This is a genomic window from Cryobacterium sp. 10C3, assembly GCF_034314285.1.
Taxonomy (GTDB): Bacteria; Actinomycetota; Actinomycetes; order Actinomycetales; family Microbacteriaceae; genus Cryobacterium; species Cryobacterium glucosi.
Genome location: NZ_JAVIWF010000002.1, coordinates 3,189,786 through 3,215,944 on the forward strand (window position 1 = coordinate 3,189,786; position 26,159 = coordinate 3,215,944).

Annotated in this window: 25 protein-coding genes and 2 pseudogenes; 7 read left to right on the forward strand and 20 right to left on the reverse strand. The window is 66.0% G+C overall.

Annotated features, from left to right (window positions below; all coding sequences use genetic code 11):
* Window positions 1-20: 20 nt before the first annotated feature.
* The 5 genes from RGU41_RS16070 to RGU41_RS16090 form a co-directional block, all read right to left on the reverse strand.
* Window positions 21-1,208: an ADP-dependent glucokinase/phosphofructokinase gene (locus RGU41_RS16070; RefSeq protein WP_322136842.1), complete on the reverse strand. Its 1,188-nt coding sequence runs from the start codon at window positions 1,206-1,208 to the stop codon at window positions 21-23.
* Window positions 1,209-1,227: 19 nt separating this feature from the next.
* Window positions 1,228-2,088 (reverse strand): ketose-bisphosphate aldolase, encoded by an 861-nt coding sequence (locus tag RGU41_RS16075; RefSeq protein ID WP_134448436.1) that lies wholly within the window; start codon window positions 2,086-2,088, stop codon window positions 1,228-1,230.
* A 51-nt stretch (window positions 2,089-2,139) separates the two neighbouring features.
* A complete protein-coding gene (locus tag RGU41_RS16080; protein ID WP_134448438.1) occupies window positions 2,140-2,985 on the reverse strand; it encodes a carbohydrate ABC transporter permease in 846 nt (281 codons plus the stop codon).
* Window position 2,986: 1 nt separating this feature from the next.
* Complete coding sequence (locus tag RGU41_RS16085) at window positions 2,987-3,907, reverse strand: carbohydrate ABC transporter permease (protein ID WP_241985061.1); 921 nt, start codon at window positions 3,905-3,907, stop codon at window positions 2,987-2,989.
* An 84-nt stretch (window positions 3,908-3,991) separates the two neighbouring features.
* The gene (locus RGU41_RS16090; RefSeq protein ID WP_198413433.1) at window positions 3,992-5,284 is read right to left on the reverse strand and encodes an ABC transporter substrate-binding protein; all 1,293 of its coding nucleotides are present in this window, start codon (window positions 5,282-5,284) and stop codon (window positions 3,992-3,994) included.
* Between the two features lie 270 nt (window positions 5,285-5,554).
* Between RGU41_RS16090 and RGU41_RS16095 the strand changes: the two genes are divergently transcribed.
* Window positions 5,555-6,424 (forward strand): DeoR/GlpR family DNA-binding transcription regulator, encoded by an 870-nt coding sequence (locus RGU41_RS16095; RefSeq protein ID WP_134558149.1) that lies wholly within the window; start codon window positions 5,555-5,557, stop codon window positions 6,422-6,424.
* A 71-nt stretch (window positions 6,425-6,495) separates the two neighbouring features.
* On the opposite strand, the gene RGU41_RS16100 is transcribed toward RGU41_RS16095, so the two are convergent.
* Together RGU41_RS16100 and RGU41_RS16105 are read right to left on the reverse strand one after the other, a co-directional pair.
* Window positions 6,496-7,359: a Sir2 family NAD-dependent protein deacetylase gene (locus tag RGU41_RS16100; RefSeq protein WP_322136843.1), complete on the reverse strand. Its 864-nt coding sequence runs from the start codon at window positions 7,357-7,359 to the stop codon at window positions 6,496-6,498.
* A 52-nt stretch (window positions 7,360-7,411) separates the two neighbouring features.
* Window positions 7,412-8,113, reverse strand: a complete 702-nt coding sequence (locus tag RGU41_RS16105; RefSeq protein WP_322136844.1) for an SOS response-associated peptidase — start codon at window positions 8,111-8,113, stop codon at window positions 7,412-7,414.
* An 87-nt stretch (window positions 8,114-8,200) separates the two neighbouring features.
* On the opposite strand from RGU41_RS16105, the gene RGU41_RS16110 reads away from it, so the two are divergent.
* Together RGU41_RS16110 and RGU41_RS16115 are read left to right on the forward strand one after the other, a co-directional pair.
* Entirely contained in the window at window positions 8,201-8,794 is a 594-nt protein-coding gene (locus RGU41_RS16110; protein WP_134558146.1) for a sulfite oxidase-like oxidoreductase, read from the forward strand.
* Window positions 8,791-9,582: a ferredoxin reductase gene (locus RGU41_RS16115; RefSeq protein ID WP_322136845.1), complete on the forward strand. Its 792-nt coding sequence runs from the start codon at window positions 8,791-8,793 to the stop codon at window positions 9,580-9,582. Before RGU41_RS16110 ends, RGU41_RS16115 begins: the two co-directional genes overlap by 4 nt.
* A gap of 42 nt (window positions 9,583-9,624) precedes the next feature.
* Here the strand turns inward: RGU41_RS16115 and RGU41_RS21050 are convergent.
* From RGU41_RS21050 to RGU41_RS16160, 8 genes and pseudogenes are all read right to left on the reverse strand, one after another.
* Window positions 9,625-10,466: pseudogene (locus RGU41_RS21050) on the reverse strand (fructose-bisphosphatase class II family protein).
* Window positions 10,467-10,598: 132 nt separating this feature from the next.
* Entirely contained in the window at window positions 10,599-11,486 is an 888-nt protein-coding gene (locus RGU41_RS16130) for an NAD-dependent epimerase/dehydratase family protein (protein WP_134448448.1), read from the reverse strand.
* Between the two features lie 64 nt (window positions 11,487-11,550).
* Entirely contained in the window at window positions 11,551-12,378 is an 828-nt protein-coding gene (locus RGU41_RS16135; RefSeq protein WP_134448450.1) for an ABC transporter permease subunit, read from the reverse strand.
* Window positions 12,375-13,433, reverse strand: a complete 1,059-nt coding sequence (locus RGU41_RS16140; RefSeq protein ID WP_322136847.1) for an ABC transporter ATP-binding protein — start codon at window positions 13,431-13,433, stop codon at window positions 12,375-12,377. The genes RGU41_RS16135 and RGU41_RS16140 overlap by 4 nt, the downstream gene beginning before the upstream one ends.
* Entirely contained in the window at window positions 13,430-14,152 is a 723-nt protein-coding gene (locus tag RGU41_RS16145) for a TetR family transcriptional regulator (RefSeq protein ID WP_322136848.1), read from the reverse strand. The genes RGU41_RS16140 and RGU41_RS16145 overlap by 4 nt, the downstream gene beginning before the upstream one ends.
* A gap of 126 nt (window positions 14,153-14,278) precedes the next feature.
* Window positions 14,279-15,016, reverse strand: coding sequence for a fumarylacetoacetate hydrolase family protein (locus RGU41_RS16150; RefSeq protein ID WP_322136849.1), 738 nt, complete (start codon window positions 15,014-15,016; stop codon window positions 14,279-14,281).
* Between the two features lie 41 nt (window positions 15,017-15,057).
* A complete protein-coding gene (locus tag RGU41_RS16155; protein ID WP_322137379.1) occupies window positions 15,058-16,392 on the reverse strand; it encodes an MFS transporter in 1,335 nt (444 codons plus the stop codon).
* Between the two features lie 222 nt (window positions 16,393-16,614).
* On the reverse strand, window positions 16,615-17,406 hold the full coding sequence (locus RGU41_RS16160; RefSeq protein WP_134448460.1) for an IclR family transcriptional regulator: 792 nt from the start codon (window positions 17,404-17,406) through the stop codon (window positions 16,615-16,617).
* A gap of 175 nt (window positions 17,407-17,581) precedes the next feature.
* Here RGU41_RS16160 and RGU41_RS16165 point away from each other — a divergent pair, with 175 nt between their 5' ends.
* Complete coding sequence (locus RGU41_RS16165) at window positions 17,582-18,454, forward strand: NAD(P)-dependent oxidoreductase (protein ID WP_322136850.1); 873 nt, start codon at window positions 17,582-17,584, stop codon at window positions 18,452-18,454.
* A gap of 24 nt (window positions 18,455-18,478) precedes the next feature.
* Here the strand turns inward: RGU41_RS16165 and RGU41_RS16170 are convergent, their stop codons facing one another.
* The 4 genes and pseudogenes from RGU41_RS16170 to RGU41_RS16185 form a co-directional block, all read right to left on the reverse strand.
* Window positions 18,479-19,009 (reverse strand): gluconokinase, encoded by a 531-nt coding sequence (locus RGU41_RS16170; RefSeq protein ID WP_134448464.1) that lies wholly within the window; start codon window positions 19,007-19,009, stop codon window positions 18,479-18,481.
* Window positions 19,010-19,015: 6 nt separating this feature from the next.
* Window positions 19,016-20,070, reverse strand: a pseudogene (locus RGU41_RS16175) (L-idonate 5-dehydrogenase).
* Between the two features lie 79 nt (window positions 20,071-20,149).
* Window positions 20,150-20,917 (reverse strand): SDR family NAD(P)-dependent oxidoreductase, encoded by a 768-nt coding sequence (locus RGU41_RS16180; protein WP_134448468.1) that lies wholly within the window; start codon window positions 20,915-20,917, stop codon window positions 20,150-20,152.
* A gap of 19 nt (window positions 20,918-20,936) precedes the next feature.
* The gene (locus tag RGU41_RS16185; RefSeq protein WP_322136851.1) at window positions 20,937-21,995 is read right to left on the reverse strand and encodes a D-2-hydroxyacid dehydrogenase; all 1,059 of its coding nucleotides are present in this window, start codon (window positions 21,993-21,995) and stop codon (window positions 20,937-20,939) included.
* Between the two features lie 101 nt (window positions 21,996-22,096).
* On the opposite strand from RGU41_RS16185, the gene RGU41_RS16190 reads away from it, so the two are divergent.
* Both RGU41_RS16190 and RGU41_RS16195 read left to right on the forward strand, forming a co-directional pair.
* Window positions 22,097-23,035, forward strand: a complete 939-nt coding sequence (locus tag RGU41_RS16190) for an NAD(P)-dependent oxidoreductase (RefSeq protein WP_322136852.1) — start codon at window positions 22,097-22,099, stop codon at window positions 23,033-23,035.
* 114 nt (window positions 23,036-23,149) lie between these two features.
* Entirely contained in the window at window positions 23,150-24,049 is a 900-nt protein-coding gene (locus RGU41_RS16195; RefSeq protein ID WP_322136853.1) for a D-hexose-6-phosphate mutarotase, read from the forward strand.
* A gap of 62 nt (window positions 24,050-24,111) precedes the next feature.
* Here the strand turns inward: RGU41_RS16195 and RGU41_RS16200 are convergent, their stop codons facing one another.
* Entirely contained in the window at window positions 24,112-25,572 is a 1,461-nt protein-coding gene (locus RGU41_RS16200; protein ID WP_322136854.1) for a nitronate monooxygenase, read from the reverse strand.
* Window positions 25,573-25,863: 291 nt separating this feature from the next.
* Between RGU41_RS16200 and RGU41_RS16205 the strand changes: the two genes are divergently transcribed.
* Window positions 25,864-26,130, forward strand: coding sequence for a GlsB/YeaQ/YmgE family stress response membrane protein (locus RGU41_RS16205; protein ID WP_134448476.1), 267 nt, complete (start codon window positions 25,864-25,866; stop codon window positions 26,128-26,130).
* Window positions 26,131-26,159 lie beyond the last annotated feature (29 nt).

Sequence of the window (26,159 nt, forward strand, 5' to 3'; positions counted from 1 at the left end):
TTCGACCACTGTCCGCCCGGCTAGCGCCGAGCCAGGGCAGCGATGAACCCGCCGACGAACGAGTCGCCCAGTCCGATGGTCGTCGGCGCGGCGACGGTGAGCGCGAACGCGGGCAGGCACCGGACGGTGTGCCCCATCCGGTCCTCGAGATCGGAGGCGAACCGAGTACCGGGCACGCTGGGCATCCGGTTGTCGACTTCCCGGTAGTCCCGCTCGGTGAAATCGTCCCCGTAGCAATATCGCGTGCTCGCCATCGTGATGCCGCCCTGGAGGCTCGCGCCATAGGAGGCGGCGAACTCGCCCAGGGCGAGTGACCAGTACTTCGTGTGCACGACCAGGGTCGCGGCGGGGATCAGCCGCTGCAATTCCCGGAGCGCCTCGGCCACCTCGTCGACGGCCAGGAGGTCGACGGGGCGTCCCAGGTATGCCTGCATTTCGTCCTCGTTCATGCTGTACACGTCGATCACCCCGATGAGCGCGTCGCGCACGTACCGGCTCATCGCCGGGACATGGAATCCGGCGTCCTCGTAATAGACGACGGCTGTTACCGGCAACTGCTGCATGTGCCGAAGGATGTCCACCAACCGTTCTTGGAGCAGGTCCGTGTCCTGGATGACGTTGAACCCCGAGATCAGGAACACCTCGGCATCTCGGAGCACCTCTCCGAGAGCGTTGCTCAACAGCAGCTGTTCGTTCGGTGGATCATGGGCGTAGATGACCCGATTCGGGTGCGGCGCACGCAGGTCGATGTCGCCGGCCTGGACGCGCGCGCCCGCGTTGAACTGCACGATGAGATGCGGATCGGTCGTGTCGTGGTCTGCGCTGCAGAGGTAGGCACATCCCGCGGGGAGCAGCCTGCGAACGTGATCGTCGATGCTGACCAAGTGAACAGTGCTCTCGATGCCGAGCGCCTGCATCGCCATCGCGGCGCGCACGCACGTGCCGCCCAGGGTGATCCTTCTATCGAACCGGGCGGCGAACGTCTCCACGATGTCGGAGGAGGCGACGAATCGCTCTCCTCCGGCACCGCCCTCGAGGAAGGCGAGCAACGTGACGACGAGGTCCCGCTCGCTCATGACCGGGATCGAGGCATCCAGCTCCGACGCGCGAATGGAGTACTCGCGGATGAGGTGCTCGATCACCCGGGAGTCCCAGGCGATCTCGTAGTCGACGGTTCCGCCGAGCCCCAACACCAGTTTTTCGCGCATGGAGATATGTGCCGTTCGATTAGTAGAGTGCTGCTTTTCCGGCCGCATTGAACAGGTCGATCTTCTGCGCCGCGGTGATCTTCATGGCGGCGACGCAGGGCGGCTGGATCGTGTTCGGCTCCCGCACACCCGGGTCGGCAAGGACCTCCCGCATCTTGGAGTGGTACGACGATTTGATGTCGCTCGAGATATTGATCTTATTGATTCCCAGCCGCACGGCCTCCCCGATTTCCTGGTCCGGGTTGTTGGATCCGCCATGAAGGACCAGGGGGATGCCGACCTTGCCGGTGATCTCGCGGAGCAGGTCCAGCCTGAGCTCTGGCTTCATGCCTGCGGGATAGATGCCGTGGCTCGTGCCGATGGCAATGGCCAGGCTGTCCACGCCGGTGGATGCGATGAACTTCACCGCGTCGTCGGGATCGGTGAAGATGATGGTCGCCGTGCCGTCTTCGGCCTCGCTGTCCGTCTTGCCGATCGTGCCGAGCTCACCCTCGACCGAGATGCCCACGGCGTGCGCGGCATCGACGACCCGCTTCGTGATCGCCACGTTGTCGGCGAACGGGAGCAGCGATCCGTCGATCATGACGGATGTGAAGCCGCTCTGGATGGCCACGAGCACCTGCTCGTAGGTCGCCCCGTGGTCCAGGTGGATGGTGACGGGTACGGTCGAGCGGTGAGCGCGCGCAATGATCGCGGGAAGCATGTCGACGCCGATGTGGCTCAGTTCGTCCGGGTGGATCGCAATGATCAGCGGGGAATTCTTCTCCTCGCTGATCTCGAAGAGGCCGTTCATCATCGCGTAGTCGCTGACGTTGAACGCCGGGACAGCGAAGTCGTTCGCATTCGCGACGGCCAGAAGGTCGATTCCATTCATTAACATGCGGTGGTTCTCCTTGGTTGGGGTGAGACGAGAGGGAAAAGGCAGACGCGGCTAGTTCTTGACCGCTCCTGCAGTCATGCCGCCGATGAAGAAGCGTTGGAAGAAGAGGAAGAGGAGCAGGACCGGGATGCACCCGAGGATGCTCATCGCCATCATCTGGTTCCACTCGTAGGAGTTCTGGCCCATGAGCAACTGGATGCCGATGGGCACGGTACGCATGTCCTGGGTGCGAGTCAGGGTCAGCGCGAAGAGGAACTCGTTCCACGAGATCATGAAGGTGTAGATACCCACCGAGACGATGCCCGGGATGGATATCGGCACGAGGATGCGCCAGAGCGCTCCCATCGCACTCGCCCCATCGACCCGGGCTGCCTCGTCCAGTTCCTTGGGCAGGGTGTTGAAGTAGCCGGTCATCATGATGATCGCGTAGGGCAGCGTGAACACCATGTAGGTGAGGATCAGGCCCAGGTAGGTGTTGTACAGGCCCAGAGTCACCATCAATCCGAAGTACGGAATGAGGAGTGTGATGGGCGGGACGCCCTGCACGCTCACGATGATCATGTTCAGGGGTTTCTTGAAGCGGAACTCGAACCGGCTGAAGGCATACGCCGCCAGGATGGCGATGAGGAGCGTGAGCACCGTCACGGACAGGGACACCACGTAACTGTTGATGAAGAACCGCACCTTGGTGGGGTCGGTCAGGATCGACGTGTACGCATCCCAGGAGAAGTTGTCCGTGATCAGTTTCGGCGGCGAGGCGAAGATCTCGGTATTCGACTTGAACGAGCTCGACGCCATCCATACCACCGGGAATCCGGCGAACACGGCGCCGATCAGCAGGCCGATGAACAGCCCGGCCTTCTTCACCAGGCGAACGCGTCTTTGGGTCGCAGCCATATCACTCCCGCGCTTTCTGGTATCGGGCATAGACGTATGCGAGGACTGTCGACACGACCAGGAGCAGGACGGCACTCGCGGAGGCCTGGGAGAACTCGTAGTTGCTGAAGGCCAGCTTGTACGTGAATGTGCTCAGCATCTCCGTTGCGTTGATGGGCCCGCCGCCGGTGGTCATCCAGATCAGCGCGAACTGCTGCGACGTCCAGATGACGTCGAGCAGGGACATGCTGATGATGATGGGTTTGAGCTGGGGCAGGGTCATGTGCCAGAACTGCTGGAGCGCTGAAGCCCCGTCCACCTTTGCTGCTTCATAGAGGTCCGTCGGAATTCCCTGCAGGCCGGCCAGGAGGCTGACCATGTAGAACGGGTACCCGGCCCAGATGTTGATGAACGTGACGGCCAGAAGCGCCGTTCCCGGTGTCGACAGCCACTCGATGCCGGTGGGAGTGATCCCGAGGCCGACCAGAACATAGTTGATAACGCCGTTCGGGTTGAGCAGGAGCCGCCAGAGGATGGCGATGATGGCGACCGTGAACAGCCAGGGCAGCACGTAGATCACCCGGAAGAGCCCGGTGGTGAGATTGCTGAGCAGTTTCGTATTGAGCATCATCGCGAACAACAGGCCGAGCACGAGGTGTGCGATCACGCTGACGATGGTGAAGATCGCCGTATTGAGTACGGCAGTCGGCAAGACGCCGTTGGTGAGGACCTTGACGTAGTTGTCCAGCCCGACGAACTCCGGATGCTTGTTGGTGATGACGTTGTCCATGACGGAGTAGCCCATGACCATGGCGATCGGGATGAACATGAGGATGAAGAGCAGGGCCGCCGTCGGGGAGATGAATCCGTACGGCGTGAGCCTGCCGGTCAGCGACTTTGCCGCGGTAGTCCGCTCAGCACCTGTGGTGCGTGTTGTTCTCAAGACGTGATCCCTCCTTGAGTTTGGGTGGCCGCGTCAGGCACGAGTCCTGACGCGGCCACGCGAGGCTGAGTTGTCTCCGACTGGCTAGAACTTCGCGGTCCAGGCCCCCTGGGCTTTGGTCAGCATGTCGTCGACAGACTGGGTTCCGGTCAGCGCGCCCTGGAACTGCTCGTCAAAGTCACGCATCAGCTGTTCCGCGACCGGGAGGCCGACGAACTCGTTGACGGGTGTGCCGCTCTTGTAGATGTCGAATGCCGTCTTGAAGAGCGGGTCGGTTCCGGTGAAGTCCGGAGTGGAGCTGGTGTTCCCGGGGAAGGCGTGGGCGAGAGTGGACAGGGTGGAGTTGGTCTTCTCACTCATCAGGAACTGCACGAGCTTCCAGGCCTCCGCCTTGTGCTTTCCGGTGTCGGAGACACCGATGCCCCACGACGCGTATGGGATGCCGCGCTTGCCGGTGAAACCGTCCGCCGCGGGAATGGCGGAAATGCTGAACTTGAGGTTCGGGTTCTTCTCCCGGATGCTCGTGACGTGCGACAGGGAGTCGATCATCATGCCGACCCGGCCGTTGGTGAATTCCTCCACCTTGTCCTGTTCCGTCATGGTGAGGGAACCGGGGGCGATGACGCCCTTGTCCCAGAGGTCCTTCACGTAATTGGTCGCGCTCTTCACCGCGGCGTTCGTGAGGTCCGGGGCTCCGTTCTTGAGCATGCTGCCACCGGATGCCCACGCCCAGGACATGACGTCATTCTGGATTCCGTTCGGCGCCTGGAGGGAAAGCGGGAGGACCCAACCCTTGGCGTCCCCGGTCTTGGTGACAGCTTCGGCCGCCGCGGTGAACTCGGTGCGGTTGGTGGGCGGTGCCGTGACGCCGGCCTTGGCCAACAGATCGTCGTTGGTGAACATGGGATAGACGAAGTTGAGCACCGGGATCATGAAGGTCGAGTCCTTGATCTTGACCTGGCTGGCCAGCTGGCTCTCGTCGTACCCGGCGTCCTTCATCAGCTGGGAGAGGTCGGCGAGCGCGCCCTGCTTGGCGAAGTCGCTCACCCAGGCCCCGTCAAGTCCCACAACGTCGGACATGACTCCCGAGGCCGCGCCGGCAACCGTCTGGTCCTTGGTTGCCGCGTACGGCGCGCTGAGCAGCTTGACCGTAATGTTCGGGTTCTCCGTCTGAAATTCGTCCATCAGGGTGCGCAGTGCACCAGCGGGCAGTTCCGGCTCCCACCACTGGGAAAACTCCAGCGTGACCTTCTCGTTCGGATCCGCAGTCGCGGTGACCGAACTACTGGTGCTGCACCCGGTGATGAGGGTGACGGCCATTCCTGCGACGACAAGAGGGACGACAGCCCTCCGGACCATAGCGCCTTTGCTATTCATGGTTCTCCATTCCAAGTTTTGCTGTGTTCTGCTGTTGTATGCGCTTTTCTGCGCCTTGTTGCATGATAGTAGCGGAGTGAATTGCCGATCGTCAAGCATACAAAAGCACCAATTTGTACGCGCCAACACCCTGATTTCGCCGGATTCACCGGTCGAGCCGACCAAGTCGGAGTCACTCATGCATGCAGGGTCATGCGTGAAACTCCGGAATTGGCCCGATGAAATCAACAAAGCACGGAACGAAAATGCAAGAAAATGCTAATATCAGGCATGTCCCCTTCCCCGGCCCCGCGTTCGAACCGGCCCGATCAGGCCGCCCGCCTGCCCGCGGGACGCAAGGCCGATCTCGCCCTGTACGTGTCAGAAGCAGGTCAGGTCACGGTCGGGGCTCTCGCGGAGCACTTCGGAGTCTCGGCCGACACCATCCGAAGGGACCTCGACCAGCTCGATGCCGACGGGGTACTGGTCAGGACCCACGGCGGAGCGGTCAGCCAATCGGTCATGGAAACGACGGAGAAGAAACTTGACCTCCGGTTGCGGTTGCAGACATCCGCGAAGGACAAGATCGGCGCCCTAGCGGCCGGACTCGTGCAGGACGGCTCCGTCATCATGATCAACGCCGGCACGACGACGCTGGCAGCGGTGCGCCACCTGGACAAGCACCGCAACCTGACGGTGGCCACCAACAACCTCCGTATTCCGATCGAGATGCCACCGGATGTCTGTCGTGACCTCTATGTCTTCGGCGGCGCCGTGCGCCTCAGCGGCCAGTCGACCATCGGACCCGTCGGGTTTCAGTTCGCGGGTAGCGGGAATGACCTCGATGTGCGCTGCGACCTGGCCCTGATTTCAGTGGGGGCCGTCTCCGCCGATGGCGGATACTCGACGAGCAACCTCGCCGAGGCGGTCATGATGAGCGAGATGGTCGCCCGGGCTTCGCGCGTCGCGATCCTCGCGGACTCAACGAAATTCGGGCGTCAGCTTTTCGCCCAGGTCGCCGAGCTGGGCCGGGCTGACTACTTCATCACCGACCAGGCCCCGCCGCCCGACCTGGCCAAGGCCTTCCGGAAGAGCAATGTGGAAGTGCTGACTCCGCCGCCCGGCTCACCGGACAAGCCCGACCTGCGACAGGCCCCCTGAGGCTCGTCTCTCGTTCGGCGGACCGGCCCGACAGGCCCGACAGGCCCGACAGGCCGTAGCGTGCCCGCCTGCTAGCCGAGCAGGGCGCGGAGCCCGACGAGCGCGGTGAGCTGGTGCTCATAGATCGGCGCGCTCCCCGCGGACACGTCATCGCCGCGGCCGACGTGGAACGGGTTGATGCGCACGATCGGGATGTCGTACCGCGAGTGCAGGTCCCAGGTCAGATTGCGCAGGTTCATCACGGTGAGGCCGACCCCGATTTCGAGGATGACCGTGCTGCCGGGATCCTCCGCTGCGAGGGGGCGCTGGTAGTCGAGGAAGTCGTCCTCCTGGAGTTCGTTCGCGGCGTTGTTGAACCAGTAGTCGTCGAAGAAGAGCACGTTCGGCCGGGCGAGGCTCCCGCAGGTGGGACAGAAGGTGGTGGCAAGCGTCGGGTCGACGGTCCGGAAGACGCCATGCGCCTCCGGTTCGGCCAGGCACTGGGAGCGATCGTATGCGCCGTGGATCTCGAGGAGCTTCTCGGCAGGGAAGCCGTGGTCGGTGAAGGCGGTGTCGACATTGGAGGTGAGCACGAAGGAGTCCTTCGCGGCCGCATCCAGCCAGCCCTGGAGCACGAAGTACGGGTCGGCGGGCCGGGAGGGTTTCTCCGATTCGCGCATCTCCCGCCAGGTCTCGCGGAAGAACGCGGCCTGCTGGTCGGGTTCCTCTAGCCAGAGCGGCGCGCAGGAATGCTCGAGGTTGGTGTGACCGTAGTGCGAGACGGTGTCACCGTATGCCGCGTTGTCCCCGGTCCAGTAGACGGGCGTCCCGATGTCGGCGCTCATCCCGGCGCCGGCGATCACGATGACCCGCTGCGCCCGCGCGAGCAGTGCGCGACTCGGGGCGAGCGGGGTGTGCAGAACGGATGCTGCCGGTTGGGCGGACGGGACGGGCACGGAGTATCTCCAGCTGCGGCCCGATTCGACGGCCGCCCTTCCATTGTGCGCCTCAGGACAGCGGCCGGATGAGTGCCGGGTCCTGCCGTTCGGCGTCGGGCACCCGTACGCTGTTCACCCGCCGGGACACCGGGTAGCTCTCGATGTGGGCTGCAACTGCGATCGACGTTCGGTCGAGCAGGTCGAGCAGGTGATTCGGGTCGGTGAGCTTCCCCGGTCTGAGCCACTCGTCCCACACATTCCGTTCGAGGAATGCGGGCATCCGGTCGTGGATCTCGCCCGAAGCGTCGCGGGCCTCCCTCGTGATGATCGTCATACTGTGGGACCAGGAGTCGTCACTCTCCTTGCGCGCCGCGTAGAGTCCGGCCGCGGCGAGGAGCCCGTCGCCGTGGATGAAGTGCGGCTGCTTGCCGTCTGGGAGGTCCTCCCACTCGTAGTAGCCCGTCATCGGGACGATGCACCGGCGCGAATCGAAGGCCGTGCGGAACATCCCGTTGGTGGCAACGGTCTCGAGGCGTGCATTGATCGGCGCGGGTCGTTTCCCGCCGGTCGACCAGGCCGGCGTGAGCCCCCAGGTCGCCGCGTCCACCTCGCGGGTGATCGTTCCGTCGTGTTCCCACTCGCGCACCACGGGAACCCGATCGGTCGGCGCGATGTTGTACGACGGCCGCCAGTCCCGAAAGTCGCCGCCGGTCGCGACGAACTCCTGGATCAGATCGTCGGTGTCCTTGTCCATCGCGAAGCGTCCGCACATGTGCTCAGGGTATTCCGGCAGGTGCGTCCTGACAATCGCGCCGCTAGGCTGTGCGAATCCGGCAATCGCATCTCTGGAGGAGTCGCCATGGGTCTCTTTTCGCCCGGTTTCATGGGCCGTCGCCGCGAACCCGTCCCCGGGCTGCCGCCGGGACAGCACCTCGTCACGGACTTCCCGGTACTCTCGATCGGACCCACCCCGCGGGTGTCCACCGAGGAGTGGCGCTTCAGCATCACGAGCGAGTCCGGGCTGATGACCACCTGGACCTGGGACGAATTCCAGGCGCTGCCGCAGGAAGACGTGACCGTCGACATCCACTGTGTGACGAGCTGGTCGAAGTTCGGCACCGGCTGGCGCGGCGTCTCCCTCGACACGCTGCTCGAGGGCGTCGACACCGGGGCCGGGTTCGCGATGGCCCGCAGTTACGGCGGGTACACGACCAATGTGCCGCTCGACGAGCTGCGCGGCGGCAAGGCCTGGGTGGCGCACCAGTTCGACGGCGCCCCGCTGGCTCCGGAGCACGGCGGCCCTGCCCGGCTGCTCGTGCCCGCGCTGTACTTCTGGAAGAGCGCGAAGTGGGTGCGGAGCATTGAGCTGTCGACCCGCAACGATCCCGGTTTCTGGGAGCAGAACGGGTACCACATGCACGGCGACCCCTGGCGTGAAGAACGGTACTGGTGAGCGACGTCCCGGCGAGCGCCGCCCGTTCCACGTGGAACGCATCGGACTGGCACGACGCCCTGGTCGTCGAGGCCTACGCCGAAACCCCGACGGCCCGCACCATCCGGATGCGGCTGCCCGCCTCAGCCGCCCTGCCCCAGCTGCCCGAGCTCGTCGCGGGCCAGCACATCGACGTTCGCCTGACCGCACCGGACGGCTACACCGCCGTGCGCTCGTACTCGCTCGCCTCGGCCGCACCGGGTGGGGTTCTCGAGATCACCGTTGAGGAACTCGACGATGGCGAGGTATCGCCGTATCTCGTGCGCGCCCTCGATGTCGGCGACCGGCTCGAGATCCGCGGACCGATCGGCGGCTGGTTCGTCTGGCGGGAGGAGGAACCCGCGCCGGTGCAGCTCATCGCCGGCGGCTCCGGCGTCGTTCCGCTGATGGCCATGATCCGCGCCCATGAGGCGGCCGCGCACCCGGCTCCGTTCCGCCTGCTCTACTCGGTGCGCTCACCGGAGATGGCGTACTACCGCGCCGAACTCGAGGAGCTCGCCCGGGTCTCCCCGCGCTTCGACCTCGACTGGGTGTACACCCGGCGTGCCCCGAGCGGATGGCCCCACGCACCCGGCCGCCTTGACGTCACCGGCCTCGCGGCGAGCGTTCAGACCCTCGGCACCAGCGCGCTCACGTTCGTGTGCGGCGCGACCCCCTTTGTCGAGTTCGTGGCGGACACCCTCGTGCGGGCTGGCCGGGATCCCGCCCGGATCCGGACCGAGCGGTACGGCGGCGCGGACGGCGCCTGACGTTTCCGCGCCCCCGCGCCCCTGCGCACGCGCTAAGCCGGCTCAGCCGACGGCGCTCGAGACGAACAGCACAGCCTCGCTCGCGACGAGGTCGTCGAGCTCGAGCACCCGGTCGAGGTCGTGCCCGGCCGCGAGCGCCGCGGCGTGCTGCTCGGGCGTCTGGGGCGCGAGGCGCCCCTGCATGAATCCGCCGAGTGCCCGCACGGCGCAGGCCGCGATGATGCCCTCGGGTGTCCCACCGATGCCGACGACGACGTCGACGTCGGTCCCTGAGGTCGCGGCCGCGACGGCGGCGACGATATCGCCCTCTCCGACGAGCCGGAGCTCGGCGCCGGTCGCGAGGATCTCGGCGATGAGCACCGCGTGACGGGGCTTGTCGAGCACGACGACGACGAGGTCGCTCACGGCGACCCCGGTGACGGCGGCGAGCCTGGCGAGGTTCTCGGCGATCGGGCGGCGGATGTCGACGACCCCGTGGCCGGCCGCGCCGCAGATGAGCTTGTCCATGTAGAAGACGTCGACGGGATCGAACATCGTGCCGCGGGGGCGAGCGCGATCACGCAGATCGAGCCGGGGAGACCGGAGGCCGCGAGGCGGGTGCCGTCGAGCGGGTCGACGGCGACGTCGCAGAGCGGGGCGCCGCCCTGGCCGAGCGCCTCGCCGTTGGCCAGCATCGGGGCCGCATCCTTTTCGCCCTCGCCGATGACGACGGTGCCCTCGAACGGAGCATCGGCGAGCACGTCCCGCATGGCCGTGACGGCGGCGTCGTCGATGGCGATCTTGTCGCCCCGGCCGAGCCAGGGCAGGCAGGCCGCCGCGGCGGCATCCGTCGCCTCACGCACGCGGGCGACGAGGGCGGCGGGATAGGAGTGCGCGCCGAGCACGACGGCGCCGGAACCGGAGCCACGGGGGATGCCCGTCGGCTCGATTTCCGGCTCGGCGGAGGGACGGACGGGGACGGGTGTACCGGAGACTGGAATGGCGTCAGCCTAACTCTTCCGTGTTACGAACGCGGGTCACGAGCTCGCCAGCGCCCTGCCGTCGGCGTCGAGGTAGTCTCGCCAGGACCGCTTCGGCGCCCAGCCGAGCAGGCGCTGCGCCTTCGCGCTCGAGATGCCCGAGGCATCCGGGCGGGAGAGGGGCCGCAGCGGGATCGTGTCGCCATAGTGCTCGTGCAGGATCGCGGCGAAGTCGCGCCCGCCTGCAGTGTCCGGCGCGGCGATGTAGAACACCTCATGGCCGGGCAGCTCCGATTCGGCGGCGAGCACGATGGCGTCCGCGAGGTCGTATGCATCGGTGTAGCTCCACAGGTTGCCGCTGGCCAACGCGGCGTCGCGCACGAGCGGCCCGAGGTTCTGCTCGTAGTTGTCCTCGTTCTGCACCCAGCTCGGCCGCAGGGAGATGCACCGGATGTCCGAACGTGCGACGGCGGCATCCATCAGCTGCTCCCCGAAGAGTTTGGTGAGCGCGTACGGGTCCTGCGGGTGCGCCGGGTGGTCCTCGTCGACGGGCGCATACTCAGGCAGGAAGCCGCGCTCGGCGAACAGGAATCCCGGCACCGTCTCGCTCGAGATGTTCACGAAGCGCGGCACGCCGAAGCGGACGGCGGCCTCGAGAACGTTGAAGGTCGCCATCAGGTTGGTGCGGAACACGACGTGGGCGGGATTCGCGGTCGGGTCCGGGATCGCGGCGGTGTGCACGACAGCGTCGGCTCCGCGGATCACGGCGAAGGCCTCACCGGCATCCGTCAGGTCGGCCATCTGGTAGCGCGCCGCGCCCTCCACCGCCCGCTCGAAGACCGGGCGGGCGAGGTCGACCCCCGTCACGTCGTGGCCGGCTGCGAGCAGCGCCTGGACGGCGGCCCGACCGACTTTTCCGTTGGCACCGGTGACGACGACCTTCATGAGCGCTCCCTTGCTGAACGTGGTGAAAGCCTCACGCTACCGCGCCGGGGCCTGCCGGCTCCGCTCAGACGCCAATGTCGCGCTGGCGCAGCACGAGTGCCGTCACCGCCGCGACGAGCAGGGAACCGCCGTAGAACGCGAGGAGCGCAAGCGGCGGGGCCCCGTTCGTCATCGGGTAGTTTCCGAACGCCCAGTAATAGGGCGAGAGTCCGTGCAACCACTCGAGGTCGGCGCTCTGGTTGCCGAGGGCGTTGAAGACGTAGCCGACGACCGCGACGAACGCTCCGGCGCCGATGCCCCACACCTTGCGGCCCGTGAGCGCGCCGCCGAGCATCGCCACACTGCCGCAGAGCAGCACGAGGCCCGCGAAAAGCAGGCAGGTCTGGGCCAGGTACCCGACGTCGATGCCGAGCTGGCTCGGGCCGTTGAGGAGCGCGATGAGCACGAACATCAGGGCGGTGATCAACAGGACCTTCAGCACGAGCGCCGCGAACCGCTCCACGACTACCTGCACCCGGGTGACGCCGTGGGCGAGGGTCAGCTCGAGCTGGCCGGATTCCTCGTCGCCGCCGAGCATGGCCGCGCCCCAGCCGATCGAGGCGATGCTCATCAGCAGGAACCCGATCAGGCCGAAGACCGTCGCCTGGGTGTAGCCGGCCCCGGTGCTGATCTGGTCGTAATTGAGGGTACGGATCAGGGCCCGCGGCAGCGAGTCGATGAGCTTCTGCATCTCGGACGTGCCGATCATGCTCGGGTAGAGCGGCAGGTAGAGGAAGATCGCCGCCGCGATGCCGATTCCCCAGCCGAGCAGGGCTCGCCGGCCGTCTGCGAACGCCTTGCCGAAGATCGGCAGGGGCGCACGGCGGACATCCGTCTCCGTGGACGCGGTCATTTCGGTTCCTTCCTTTCCGCTCGGGACCCGCGGGCGGTTCGGGTCGCCCGGGAGGCCCTGTGCGACTCTGCGGAATCCTCCGGCGCGGTGTAGAGCGCGAGCACGGATTCCTCGAGGTCGGGTTCCTCGAGAACGAGATCCGTGAGGTCGAGCGTGGAGACGGCCTGGATGAAGGGCTGGATCGCACCCTCGAGGGTTGCGGTCGCCTCGGTGGCTGCGGCCCCAGCGGGGCTGGTGACGGCCATGCAGACGAGCCCGGCCATGCCGTCGAGCCGGCCCAGCCGTTCGGAGAGGTCGGCGGGGCGGATGCCGGTGGCCGTCATCCGCAAGTGACGCACGGCCGTTTGGCGCAGTGCCTCGACACTCGCGACGGTGATGATGCGCCCGTCCCGGAGGATCGCGACCTCGTCGGCGGCCTGCTGGATCTCGCTGATCACATGCGAGGACAGGAATACGGTCTGGCCGGCGTCGCGGGCCTCCTTGACGAGCAGCAGGAACTCCTGCTGCATCAGGGGGTCGAGCCCGCTCGTCGGTTCGTCGAGCACGAGGAGTTCCGGCTCGTGCATGAACGCCTGCACGATGCCGAGCTTCTGCTTGTTGCCGCGGGAGAGCTTGCGCACCGGCTGTGCGAGGTCGAGATGGAACCGTTCGGCGAGTTCTTCGATGTGCCCGGTGCGGACGGGACCGGAGATGTCGGCGTAGTGCTGCAGGAGCTTTCGTCCGGTGATGCGGCCCTCGAGGATGAGTTCTCCGGGCAGGAAGCCGATCCGCCGGCGCAACTCGGGGCCGGCGTTGCGCGAGTCTGTGCCGAGAACGGTCGCGTGCCCGGAGCTCGGCCGGATGATGTCGAGCAGGGCGCGCATGGTCGTGGTCTTGCCGGCGCCGTTGGGGCCGATCACGCCGAAGACGCTGCCGCGGGGAACCGTGAAGGTCACACCATGGAGGGCCTGGGTGCTGCCGAAGCGCTTGGTGATCTCGACGGCCTGGATCGCGGCATCCGAGGGCGGGGACGACGCCCCGGGATGTGGCCAGCTCGCTGTTTCGACGTGACTCATCGGGTGTCCTCTCGACTGGGGTATTCCTGGGCCGGCATGGGCTCTGCCGGGGGTGCCGCAGCGGGCTCCGGCGTTGCCGCGAGCGCCTTCCGGGTGACGTTCAGCACGGTCTCGTCGGTGTAGAGCCCGTGGGTGTACAGCTCGACCGACGGCAGCGCGAGCCGCCGCATCGTCTCCTGGCCGAGACCCAGGCCCTCGAAGCCGAGCGACCGGGCGAGGTGTGCGCTCATCGTCATCATCGCCAGGCTCGTCGTCGCGATCAGGACCGCCACCGCGCGCGGGTCGGAGGAGGGGTTCATGGTTCCGTCCGCGATTCCGGCCCGGATGATCGCCTCGGTCTCGTCGACGATCGTGTCCACGAAGGTCCGGCCTGCCGTCGTCTCCTCCGCGATCGCCCGCGACAGGTAGGCGACGTCGACCTCGTATTCCGCGGGGTTCGCGAGGTATCCCTGGATCACGGCCTGGAGTCCCGCCGGGCTCGCCTTGTCGCGGGCCGCGGCCAGCATGGTGCCGATCACGAATTCATCGCACTCCCCGCGGAGTCGCTCCTTGCTGCCGAAGTGATGCACGACGAGGCTCGCGCTCACGCCGGCGGTGGCGGCGATCGCCCGCAGGCTCGATTTGCGGAAGCCGTCCTGAGCGAAATGAACGATCGCGGCATCCCGGATCAAGGCGCGCGCCGTGAGGTCCTCCGGTGGAGAGGGACGAACTGTACGCATGTTCAACATGCTAAACACTTGTTCAGTGCGGGTCAAGGCCCTCGGTGCGTGACATGCCGGAGCCCGGGTGCTCGCCCTGCAGCCTGCAGGGCGAGCATCCGGGCTCCGGGACTTCCCGGTTGACGATCAGCCGACGGTGCTGCTGAGCGTTCCGATCCCCGCGAGAGTGATGTCGACGCGATCACCGGGATGAACGGCGACAAAGGTGTTCGGAGCACCGGTCATGATCACATCCCCGGGTTCCAGGGTGAGCCAGCGCGTCACGTATGCGAGTGTCGCGGCAACACTCGACGGGAGGTTGAACGACCCGGACCGGGCGCGCACCTCACCGTTGATCGCGACCTCTGTGCTCACGTTCTCGGGGTCGGCCACCTCGGTCTCGATCCAAGGGCCGAGCGGTGTGTAGTTGACTCCACTTTTGCTCTGGAAGTTCTTTTCGTCGACGGGCACCTGATCGACGTTCGTCACGTCGTTCGCGACCGTGAATCCGAGAACGTAGTCGAAGGCGTTTTCTACAGTGAGCGCGGTAGCCGATCGCCCGATGACGACGGCAAGTTCTCCTTCGACGTTGACCGTTCCCACGCCACGCTGAGCCAGGATCTCGTCGCCAGGCCCCGCGACGGTGTGTGCCGATTTCTGCCAGGCCTGAATGGGCAGGACGTGGTTGTTGTTGGTGAGGTTATGAGCAATTCCGACGACGAGGCCGGGTTGCACCGGGGCAAGGAGCACGGCACCGTCCATGGGTGTCGAGTCCCCGGTGAAGATGATTTCCCGGGCGAAAGGATCGATGATGAAGTCCCAACGATCGTCCACGGCCACCGCAGAGCGGGGCCCTTCTGGAGTTTCGAGTCGTGCTATCCGCATGCTGTGCTTTCTGATTTGGTCGAATGAGGAGAGAAGCTGCGTCAGCTGCCGACACGTGCGAGGAATTCCTTGTGCGACACCATGTGTTCGGGACGTGTCTCAACCTGAACCGCGCTGTCGAACAGTGCGTCGTTGAGAAGCGTCAGGTCACGGCCGCGGGTCTCGGGTGTCACGAAAGTCGTTGCGAACGTGATCGCGGCGAGGATGAAGACATAGATGGCCAGCGGCCACCAGGCCCCACCGCTGGCGCCGATGAGGAAAGCACCGAGGACCGGCGCGATCCCGCCGGCAAGGATGGCACTGAATTCCCGTGACGTCGCAACACCGAGATACCGGTGTTGGTTGCCGAACATTTCAGGAAGGAGCGCGCACTGCGCGCCGAGCATGGTGTTGACTCCGAGGCCGATTGCAACGGAGATCACGATGATGACGATTACAGGGTTTCCGAGCGACAGCAGCCACCAGCCGGGGAAGGCAAGCACCAGAAGGACCGCCGCGCCGAACCGGTAGACGGGGACCCGTCCGAAGCGATCAGAGAGGTGACCGGCGAACGGAACCGTCACCATCCCGACCAACGATCCAACCGCGACGGCGAGCGGGCCGATCCACGTGCCGACTCCAACGGTTGTGACCACGAAACTCACGGCGAGAGTGCTGAAGATATAGGAGCCCCCGTTCTCCGCCATCCGCAGGCCGATTCCACGCAGAACCGAGGGGAATGAGCCGCGGAAAACCTCGCGGAGGGGACTCTCGGCAACCTGATCCTGCTTTTCGAGAGTGATGAATGTCGGGCTTTCCCGCAGGCGCATCCGGATGAAGACGGCGACACCGATGAGCAGGATGGAGGCGAGGAAGGGAATGCGCCACACTCCCGCGAGCAGGACCTCCGTGGGGAGGGTGCCGAGGTAGACGAACACTCCCGCGGCAAGCAAGGTTCCTGCCTGAATCCCAATGAAGGGGAGGGCCGCGAAGAAGCCGCGTCGGCGAACGGGTGCGTATTCGGCCATAAGGACCGTCGCGCCCGCCTGTTCGGCGCCAGCACCGAAGCCTTGCAAGAGCCGGAGCAAAACCAGGAGAGCCGGGGCCCACAGGCCGGCCTGCTCATAGGTCGGCAAGACGCCGACGAGAGTGGATGCGCCACCCATGATGGCGATCGTCGTGAGTAGAACCCATTTACGACCGAGCTTGTCGCCGATCGTGCCGAAGAAAAGCCCCCGAGTGGACGTGCGGCGAAGGCCACCCCAAAGGTGGCGAAGCTCGCGACCAGGGCAACGGCAGGTGTGAGGTTGGAGAAGAATACCTTGCTGAAGATCAGGGCCGACGCGAGCCCGTACAGGGCGAAGTCGTAATATTCCAGCGCACTGCCCACGCTTGATGCCAAAGTGGCCCGACGAAGATTCGCCGCGTAATCCGGATCCGAAGCCCCACTGGAACCGCCCGGTTGATTCTCACTGCTCACGATGTCTCACCCTCCATTGGATGACCCCTGAGTCGAATGAATTACTCGGAATTCACCCAAGTCGAGGCGTCGATGCGGGCGTCTGTGCCCGTAGGAATGATGCTACACCCGGCTGAACAGAGTTCGGCATTCTGAACGATTATTTTTCGACAGGAACAATCGTCGGTCGCGTCAGCTCCGCTGCCGCCATCCGAAGAGCCGCCAGGACGCGCGCCCGCTCCTCCGGTGAATCATTCGGGTGCACCAGCGACGCACCGATTCCGAACGATGGTTCTCCGCTTCGCGTCGAAGGGACGAGGACTGCCAAACCGACCACGCTCAAGTGGATCTCACCCTCATCGATGGCATATCCGCGCTCACGCGTCATCTTCAACTTCCGCTGCAACGTCTCCAGGTCCTTCGTTGAACGATCAGTGAAAGTCACGAGTCGATTGGGGTCCGCGTACAGCGCTTCAACCTCGTCCGGTGGTAGTTCCGCGAGGAGTACCGTACCCACCGCGGTCGCTGACGACGGGTAGCGATCTCCGACGCCCGCAGACAACGGGAACCGCTCCCTCCCTTCGTACGCCGCCAGATAGAGGACCCTGGCTCCGTCCAACATTGCAATCTGCACAAGTTGTGTGGTGAGCACCTCCGACTCCTCGCAGATCCGGTAGAACTCCCGAATCTGGTCGAACCCCGCGAGGTAAGCGCTTCCGAGCTCGACCGCGCGTCTGCCCAGTAGATATCCTCCACCGCTTCGCCGGATGAGCCCGCCCTCTTCGAGCGACGCACACAGATTGGACGTCGACGACTTGGCTATACCCAACTCTCGCGCGATATCGCTCAAGGAACGGGCGCGGCCGGGCGAGAGCGCGAGCAGATCGAGGATCCTGACCGCCTTCAAGACTGCCGGCGCCTGAGCACCCTTTTCAACCTCGATGACGCTCATTCCGCTTCCTCCTTGGCGCCGCGCTGCGCCGCATGGCGGCAGCCGAAACACACCCCGATGGTACCAGTCGCCCACTTTCACGGGGCGACCACCATCCACAGTGGTGAATGCGGTTCTGTATGCTGTTCAAATGTCAACGTTGCCCCCCGCCGAATCAGGTCCTGTATCCGTGGGAATGATCGGGCTGGGAAACATGGGGTTGCCCATGGCCCTGAACCTGCTCCGCGCCAGCGGACCGGACAGGCACATCCGCAAAGTCACGGTCACGGGGCGATCACGAGAACGTTCTGCGGCGCTACTGGCAGCCGGAGCGGCATGGGCAGGCACGCCGCGCGAACTCGCGGAGCAGTCGGACGTCCTCATCCTCATGGTTCCCGATTTGCCTCAGGTGGAGGAAGTTCTTTTCGTGCCAGACGGCGTCGCCGAAGCGTCCACGGAGCTTGTCGTGGTCGTCTCGGCCACGGTCTCAGCTGCCGGACTGCGCACGGTCGACGCTCGACTCCGTCACGGCACGCACGGGCGAATGGTTCTTGTCGACGCCCCCGTCAGCGGCGGCACCGAAGGCGCGGAAGCAGGAACACTCTCGATCATGGTCGGCGGCGACGTCGAACCCGTCGCACGCGTCCTGCCGGTCCTCAGCGCCTGTGGGTCCCCATTGAGACTGGGGCCACTTGGAGCCGGCGCCGTCGCCAAAGCCTGCAACCAGCTCATCGTCGCTGCGACAATGAGCGCGATCGCCGAAGCGAGCGTGATCGCCGAACGCTCAGGCCTTGACCTTGGCGCCCTGTTGGACCTTCTCCAGGGCGGCTATGCGGGCAGCCGCGTTCTGGAGACGAAGGGTCGACGGCTCGTCGAGCGCGACTACACGCCAACAGGGGCGGCCAAATTCATGGTCAAGGACCTGAGTTTCGCGGCAGACGCTGCTGCAGATACCCGCACGGTGGCCCCGACCCTGGCCGCCGTGCGGGAATCCTTCCTACGGTTGACCGAAGCGGGCCTCGGAGACCAGGATCTCGCCGTCATCCACCGATACGTCGGCAGTCTTTGATTTCATTGGTCGAGGCTTCGGCAGCTACTGAGACACCGCCGGAACCCGCAGGGACGTGACCGCAGCGGCAACAATTTCGCTGACCCCTGCGGCGATGTCGACGACGGTTCCCTCCTCGGTGTCGCAGAGCGGCTCAAGAGTACGGAGTTGGGACTCCAAAAGCTCAGGCGGCATGAAATGTCCTCCGCGGTCGCGGAGGCGCGCCGCCAGTAATTCAGGAGTACCAGAAAGGTGCACGAAGTACGTTCCAGGCGCCTCGGCACGAATCGCGTCCCGATAGCTCCGTTTGAGCGCGGAGCATGCAATGACGAGCCCCTGGCCATCGGCTCGCGCGGCGGAAAGGGCGCCGCCGACGAGCGAGAGCCACGGCATCCGGTCCGCGTCGTCGAGGGGACGGCCTGCGGCCATTTTGGCGATATTGGCCGCGGGGTGGAGCACGTCGCTGTCGATGAACGACTCGCCGATGGCCCGCGAAAGCTGTTCACCGACTGTCGACTTGCCCGCACCGCACACTCCCATCACGACGACAAGCGGATGTTGGACGGAGTTGATCATGGCGTTCTAGTCCCGTTCTTCGAAGCTGAGTAAGACCTTGCCGGATGCAGCGGGGTCGCGGGCGATTTCGAAGGCCGCAGCGGCCTCACCAACGGGGAAGACCTGGGTCACGATTCCGCCGACGTCGAGGGAGCCGTCGGCGAGAGCGGCCACGACCTCGTCGATCTCGTCATTGAACCGGAACGATCCGACGAGTTCCAGCTCGCGGACGATCGCCAGCGAGATCAGGGCCGGCTGCTCGCCAGACGGCAGCAGTCCGACCATCACGATGCGTCCTCCACGGGTGGCACCGCGCACCGCCGATTCGAGTCCCCGGTAGTTGCCGGACGACTCGATCACGATATCGGCGTCGACGCGCGCAATCGCGTCCGCATCGGTGGCGAGGAGCGTTTGGGTCGCACCGAGCAGGCGCGCCCTCGACAGGGGCGGCTCGACCGTGTCGACCGCGATGATCTCCGCTGCGCCATGGTGCCGCAGCACGGCGATCACGAGCGACCCGATCGGACCGCACCCGACAACGAGAGCTCGTCTGCCGCGCACCTCGCCTGCTCGCCCAACGGCGTGCCACGCAACGGCGGCCGGTTCCACGAGAGCGGCGTCGCGAAGCGACAGCCCCTTCGGGAGTTTCCGCAGCATCCGGCTGGGCAGCGCGACCCGCCTGGCAAATGCACCCGACCGGTGCGGGAACCGGGCAGCACTGCCGAGATAGGTCCCGCCCGGTGCAAGATTCGGCCGCTCGATCGGATAGCGACTGCCATCACCCGGCCCCGGCGTCAGGGGTGTACCGCGACACGGGTCCCGGCAACGGGTCCGGATCCGTCTGCGGCCGACGTGACGACCGTTCCGACGATTTCATGCCCGAGCAGAAGCGGCTCTCGGAGAATGGATTCTCCGGCCGCCCCATCGAGCCAGTAGTGCAGGTCTGATCCGCAAATGCCACCGAAGGCGACCTCAACGACCGCCTCATCAGCCTCAGGCCGCGGCTCTCCGATGGCCTCGACCCGAAGGTCTCCCTTGGCGTGGGCGACAACGCCGAGAACGCCGGTGTGAATATTCGACATGTTGGACTCCTCTGTCCTGTGAATGTGGTTCCGTTCGCTGAATCCGCTGTGTGCAGGCCAGGTTGCTGACCGGGTCTCGTCACACCACGGCGGTCATTCCGCCGTCGACGAAGATCGTCTGCCCGTTGACGAAGTCCGACGCGGGCGACACGAGGTAGATCAGGGTGCCGACCAGGTCTGCGACATCGCCCCAGCGTCCGGCAGGTGTTCGCGTGCGCACCCAGGAGCTGAAGGCCTCGTCCGCGACCAGAGCCTTCGTGAGCTCGGTCGCGAAATACCCGGGCGCGAGGGCGTTCACTTGGATGCCGCTGACCGCAAGATCAGCACACATGCCCTTCGTCAGCATCGAGATTCCGCCCTTGGTCGCAGCGTATGGCGCAATGCCTGCTCGCCCGAGCTGGCTTTGCACCGATCCGATATTCACGATCTTGCCGCTGCCGCGGGTCACCATCCCTCGAGCGGCCTGCTGGCCGACCAGGAATGCACCGGTGAGGTTGGTCGCGACGATGTCGTTCCAGTCAGTGAAGGTGAACTCGGTGAACGGGGCCCTGCGCTGAATTCCGGCGTTGTTGACCAGGATGTCCAGCACACCCCACTCATTCTCGATCGCCGCGATTCCATCGGCGACGGCGGCCGGGTCGGTGATGTCGAAGGTGGATGCGATCGTTTCCACCCGGCCGGATTTCTCCAGCCCGGATCGGGCCGCGTCAACCTGATCGCGGTTGCGTCCGTGGACGACAACCCGCACTCCCGCGTCCGCGAGGCCGCCCGCGAGCGCAAGTCCGATTCCTCGGCTCGATCCCGTGACGAGTGCCGTCTTCCCCGAGACGTCAAATAGCGTGTTCATCAGTTCTCTCCTGTGTCTTTCAGTAGAACTCGACGGTATCGACCCGGTTTATCAGGGGTTGTCCGTCGAGGAAGCGAGTGGCATTGCGGGTGAAGAGCTCGGCGATCAGCCGGTCCTCTGCAGCGTTGAGAGCGGCGGTGTGCGGGCTGACCAGGACGTTCGGCAGGTCCCAGAATGGGCTGTCGGTGGCGAGGGGTTCTTCGGCGAACACGTCGAGGGCCGCGAACCCGACCCGGCCGTTCCGCAGCGCTCGCAACAGTTCGTCCTGGTCGATGACGGTCCCCCGTCCCACGTTCACGACGGTCGCGCCCGGCTTGATCCGGGAAAAGAACTCGCTGCCGAAGAGTCCGTTGGTCGCAGCGGTCCCGGGCAGGGTCGCGACGACAGCATCCAGCTCGTGCGCCACGGAGGGGATTTCTTCGGGCTGGATGAAGCGGGAGACTCCCGGGATGTCCTGCGAGCCGCGGGTCGTGCCGATCACGCGTGCGCCGAGTGCGGCAAGACGGGAAGCGACTCCGGCACCGATGCCACCGAGACCGGCGACAAGGACCGTCTGCTCACTCACAAGCCCCATGGTCCAGCGGCCACTCCAGGTGTGGTCGTGCTGCTGGGCAAGGAGGCGCGGCAATGACTTGGCGCCGGCGAGCACCCCGAAGAGTGCGAATTCGGCGAGGGGACCGCCATGCACGCCGGCGGAAGTCGTGAAGGCAACCCGTTCCAGCTGCGCCGCGCTGAGGTCTGCGGCGGCAACCTGTCCGCCGCCGCCCGCCGCCATGGTTTGCACCCAGCGCAAGCGCGGGTTGACTCCGACGGTCTTCTTCAGTGCCGCGGAATCGACGTCCGGGATGCCATAGAGCACATCCGCGCTATCGACGAGGGCCGTGAAACGCTCCTGCTGCGCAGCGGTGCGGTGGAAGGAAGGGTCGCCGTTGAAATCGCCGGGATGGCGCTGCGGGGGCAACAGCTCCTGATCGCGGATGAGCTGCAGGCGGGGTTCACCCGTTTCGATGCGGTGGCATAGTTCCTCGGACAGTGGAGCCGCGACAACGACTCGAAGGCGAGTATCTGATTCGATCACTGTATTTACCCTTTTCTGCGCCGAATAGGGGTCGGTGTGCGGCGCTCCTGAATGTCAAGCTTCATCCATCCTACTGAACGGAGTTCGCTAGAGTGAACGGCATGTCAAACCAACGTAGTTTTCCTGTTGCAAATTCGCTTACTGTCGGAGTCATTGGATTGGGAGTGATGGGCCGCCCGATGGCTGCAAGCCTCCTGCGCAGCCCTGCAGCCTCCTGGAACGTTGTCATCAGCGACCGAGGACGCGAACCCTATTCCGAACTCTTGGATTCGGGAGCCTCCTGGGCGGATTCCCCGCGGCGGCTCGCTGAACAGGCCGACATCATCGTCGACATGCTCCCGGACCTTCCGCAACTTGAACAGGTTCTGAACGGACCCGACGGTATCGTTTCGGGTATCACGACCCCCACTTTGTTGGTGATTTCCTCCACGTCCTCCGCGTCCGGCATCCGTGAGCTCGCGGGCAGGCTCGCAACTGAGACCAACGGTCTCCTCCACGTCGTCGATGCCCCTGTGAGCGGCGGCGAAGACGGTGCGGTCGCGGGGACACTCTCGATTATGGTCGGCGGCAGCGCTGACGATGTCGACCTCGCACTGCCCGTGTTACGGGCCATCGGGACCCCGGCGCACCTCGGTCCGCTCGGTGCCGGCGCAATCGCCAAGTTCTGCAATCAACTCATCGTGGCGGCGAATATTCTGGCGCTCGGCGAGGCTGCGGTCCTGGCGGAACGGAGCGGCCTCGACCTCGGCGCCCTCTTCGACCTTCTCGAAAACGGGTACGCGGGCAGCCGGGTCCTGGACAGCCGGAAGCGGCGTATCGTCGACGCGGACTATCGCCCGTCCGGAGTCGCCAGGTACATGATCAAGGACCTCCGCTACGCACTCGAAGAAGCCGATCGAACCGGCACCGATGCCGCTCAGCTGCGTCTGCTGCTCGACACCTTCACCGATCTCACCGCACACGGTTTCGGCGACCAGGACATTGCGGTCACGCGGGCCTATGTCGAGTCGAAGAACCCGCCACCGGTCGCAGTCGCCTAACCGCACCCTGATGGTCCGATGTCTGCCGCACACCGGGCAGGCACCGGCTGAGAGTCACGCCCGCTCATCAACAGTCCCACTGTGGGAAAATCAGGTGAACCCTGGAGGTTTCCCATGTCAACCATTCCCACAGCACTTCCCGTCCTGCCGGCGTCCGTCCACCTCGCCCCCGGCGTCGGCGGGCTCCCCATCGTCCGTGTCACCGGCCGCGCCGGGTCGGCCGAGGTGTACCTGCACGGTGCGCACGTCGCCTCCTGGGTTCCGGCCGGCGGAGCCCCCGTGCTCTGGATGAGCGCGGCGAGCCGGTTCACCCCGGGCACCGCCATCCGTGGCGGCATCCCGATCTGCTTCCCCTGGTTCGGTCCGAACGCAGCGGATACGACGGCGCCGGCCCACGGGTTCGCCCGCGTGACCGAGTGGCAGCTGTCCGGCGCCGCCGAGGTCGCTGACGATGTGGTGCTGACCTTCCACCTGACGGACTCGCCCGCGACGCGCGCGTCGGCGTGGCCGCATCCGTTCGAGGCCCGCTACACCGTGACCGTCGGTGCGACGCTCCGCCTCGAGCTGACCGTGACCAACCGGGACACGGTGGCCGTGACCGTCGAGGAGGCGCTGCACAGCTACTTCGCGATCGAGGACATCCACCGGACGACGGTCGCCGGGCTCGAGGGCGCCCCGTTCCTCGACAAGGTCGCGGGCGGCACGCTCGAGCCAGGGGCCGACGGCCCCGTCGGCTTCGTGGCGGAGACCGACCGGGTCTACCCCGGCACCACGGCCACCACGGTCATCAAGGACGGGACGCGCAGCATCGCCGTCGCGAAGACCGGCTCCGAGAGCACCGTCGTCTGGAACCCATGGATCGACAAGGCCGCGGCAATGGCGGACTTCGGCTCCCAGGAATGGACCGGCATGGTCTGCGTCGAGACCTGCAACGTGGGCGCAGACGCGATCACCCTCGCCCCCGGCACGAGCCACACGATGACAGCGGAGTTCACCGTCACTGAAGCCGCTTGAGAGTCACCTTTCCGGTCGAGAGTGACCGCTGTAACGGGCACTCTCGACCGGAAAGGTAGTGGTCAGGAGGCGGTCGGGGAGACCGGGGCGTCGCGGAGCAGCCAGCCGATGGCGTCCGCGGCGCTCCACCCTTCCGGATGTGCAGCGAGGAGCACGGCGGCCCCGTCGATGTCGTTGCCGAGCGTCAGCAGCGGCGCCTCGACGTAGCCGGTCTTGCGGGTCTGGCCGAGGCCGACGGTCGCGGTGAGCGCGTTGCAGAGGCAGGCGCGGCCGGCAGCATCCTCGGCGGTGCCTCCCTTGCGCACGTACATGTGCACGGGTTCGCTCGGGCAGCGGAACCCGACCGTGCCGTCCTTCTTCGCATAGGGCTCGCGCAGGTAGCTGAGGTCGCAGAGACGCACCCGGTCGGCGTAGACCGCCGGTTCGGACAACGTGCCCGGCAACTGGGCCACCTTGAACGGGAATCCCGTCGGCGAGGCGGCGGCGTCGGTGCGGATCGAGAGCTCCGTCGCGTCGAGGCGGCCGAGCACCTGGTCGCGCAGTTCGGGGGCGAGGCCGGACTCCTGGCTGAGCGCGAACAGGGTGCCGACCTGCACGCCCTGTGCTCCCGCGGCGAGCGCGACGGCGAGGCGTTCCGGCTGCCCGTAGCCGCCGGCGAGCCAGAACGGCAGGCCGAGTTCGGCGATCTTGACGATGTTCGCGTCGTCGCGCGGGCCGTAAATCGGCTGGTCGTCGTCGTCAAGGGTGAGCCGGCCGCGCGGGGGCGCGTTGTGCCCGCCTGCCGTCGGGCCCTCGATGATGAACCCGTCCGGGCGGATGTCCGCATCGCGCGCGAGGTAGAACGCGAGCACGTGCGCCGAGACGATGGCGAGGAAGAACGGGCGGAGTAGCGGCGGGAAGGTCTCCGGCGTCAGCCCGAGGACGTCGACGGGATCCACGCTCACGGTGTGGACGGCATCCGCTTCGGCCCCGTGCACGTCGATGTCGATCGTGCCGACCCGGCCGGCGGCGAGCTCATCGAGGAGGTGCGGGATCTGGCGCGGGATGCCGGCGCCCATCAGGACGTAGTCGACCCCGGCGAGCATGGCGCCGAGTGCGGCCGGCGGGGTCGCCATCTGCACCTTCTCCATGTAGTTGATCCCGACGATCCCGGTGTGGCCCTCCTTGGCCAGCCAGACCTCGGTGAAGTTGCCGAGCACGCTGAGCTCCTGCTGCTCGCGGGTGGGCTTCAGGGACAGTTTGGGTACGGGAAGGTACGGCTCGCCCTCCGCGCGGCCCTCGGCCTGGAAGTAGCGCTCGAGAACGGGCCCGACCAGTGCGGGAACCGGGAACGCGGCGAGCGCCCGGCGGATGTGTCCGCCGGCGTCGCCGTCCTGAAGCCTGCGTGTGAGGACGGAGTCGAGGGCGACGCCGGAGACGACGCCGAGCTGGCCGGTGCGGGCCACCGCATTGGCGAGCCGCCAGGACGAGACGGCCATGCCCATGCCGCCCTGGATGACCACGGGCAGTGTTCTGTCGGACAAGAGGGCCTCCGTCGATCTGCGCCGGGGCGTCCGCCGCGAGAACGGGGGTGCCACTGCAGTCGCTGAGACCGGGGGTGATCAGTTGCAGCGCGCAGGGCAATCGTAACTCACGGCATATTCCCGAATCGGGTTGCATTCGGGCCGCGACCCCGTGACCGGGATACCGGATCGTGGCAGACTCGATGAGTAAGACGGAGATGGAGGCTGGCCTGCACCCGCGCCAGAGTCTGCGGGCAGGCATGTGATGACACACCATGTGAGACAACGCTTGTAAGCGAAAGGACGCTTGACATGAGTTTCATCGGATTTCTACTTCTCGGCCTGATCGCCGGCGCGATCGCCAAGGCCATCCTGCCCGGCACCCAGGGCGGCGGCTGGTTCGTGACCCTGCTCCTCGGAGTGGTGGGCGCGATCCTCGGCGGCTGGCTCGGGTCCCTCCTCTTCGGCGTCGGCATCGGCGATTTCTTCCAGCTGTCCAGCTGGTTGCTCGCCATTGCAGGGTCGATCATCGTGCTGCTGATCTATGGCGCCGTCGTCAACCGGAGGCACACCGCGTAGCGGCGGCCGCACACGCCCGGTGCATCACC

Coding starts and splice junctions, on each gene's coding strand:
- RGU41_RS16070 (WP_322136842.1), bottom strand. CDS start 1,208: ATGCGCGAAAAACTGGTGTTGGGGCTCGGCGGAACCGTCGACTACGAG.
- RGU41_RS16075 (WP_134448436.1), bottom strand. CDS start 2,088: ATGTTAATGAATGGAATCGACCTTCTGGCCGTCGCGAATGCGAACGAC.
- RGU41_RS16080 (WP_134448438.1), bottom strand. CDS start 2,985: ATGGCTGCGACCCAAAGACGCGTTCGCCTGGTGAAGAAGGCCGGGCTG.
- RGU41_RS16090 (WP_198413433.1), bottom strand. CDS start 5,284: ATGAATAGCAAAGGCGCTATGGTCCGGAGGGCTGTCGTCCCTCTTGTC.
- RGU41_RS16095 (WP_134558149.1), top strand. CDS start 5,555: ATGTCCCCTTCCCCGGCCCCGCGTTCGAACCGGCCCGATCAGGCCGCC.
- RGU41_RS16105 (WP_322136844.1), bottom strand. CDS start 8,113: ATGTGCGGACGCTTCGCGATGGACAAGGACACCGACGATCTGATCCAG.
- RGU41_RS16110 (WP_134558146.1), top strand. CDS start 8,201: ATGGGTCTCTTTTCGCCCGGTTTCATGGGCCGTCGCCGCGAACCCGTC.
- RGU41_RS16130 (WP_134448448.1), bottom strand. CDS start 11,486: ATGAAGGTCGTCGTCACCGGTGCCAACGGAAAAGTCGGTCGGGCCGCC.
- RGU41_RS16135 (WP_134448450.1), bottom strand. CDS start 12,378: ATGACCGCGTCCACGGAGACGGATGTCCGCCGTGCGCCCCTGCCGATC.
- RGU41_RS16140 (WP_322136847.1), bottom strand. CDS start 13,433: ATGAGTCACGTCGAAACAGCGAGCTGGCCACATCCCGGGGCGTCGTCC.
- RGU41_RS16145 (WP_322136848.1), bottom strand. CDS start 14,152: ATGCGTACAGTTCGTCCCTCTCCACCGGAGGACCTCACGGCGCGCGCC.
- RGU41_RS16150 (WP_322136849.1), bottom strand. CDS start 15,016: ATGCGGATAGCACGACTCGAAACTCCAGAAGGGCCCCGCTCTGCGGTG.
- RGU41_RS16160 (WP_134448460.1), bottom strand. CDS start 17,406: ATGAGCGTCATCGAGGTTGAAAAGGGTGCTCAGGCGCCGGCAGTCTTG.
- RGU41_RS16165 (WP_322136850.1), top strand. CDS start 17,582: ATGATCGGGCTGGGAAACATGGGGTTGCCCATGGCCCTGAACCTGCTC.
- RGU41_RS16170 (WP_134448464.1), bottom strand. CDS start 19,009: ATGATCAACTCCGTCCAACATCCGCTTGTCGTCGTGATGGGAGTGTGC.
- RGU41_RS16180 (WP_134448468.1), bottom strand. CDS start 20,917: ATGAACACGCTATTTGACGTCTCGGGGAAGACGGCACTCGTCACGGGA.
- RGU41_RS16190 (WP_322136852.1), top strand. CDS start 22,097: ATGTCAAACCAACGTAGTTTTCCTGTTGCAAATTCGCTTACTGTCGGA.
- RGU41_RS16195 (WP_322136853.1), top strand. CDS start 23,150: ATGTCAACCATTCCCACAGCACTTCCCGTCCTGCCGGCGTCCGTCCAC.
- RGU41_RS16205 (WP_134448476.1), top strand. CDS start 25,864: ATGAGTTTCATCGGATTTCTACTTCTCGGCCTGATCGCCGGCGCGATC.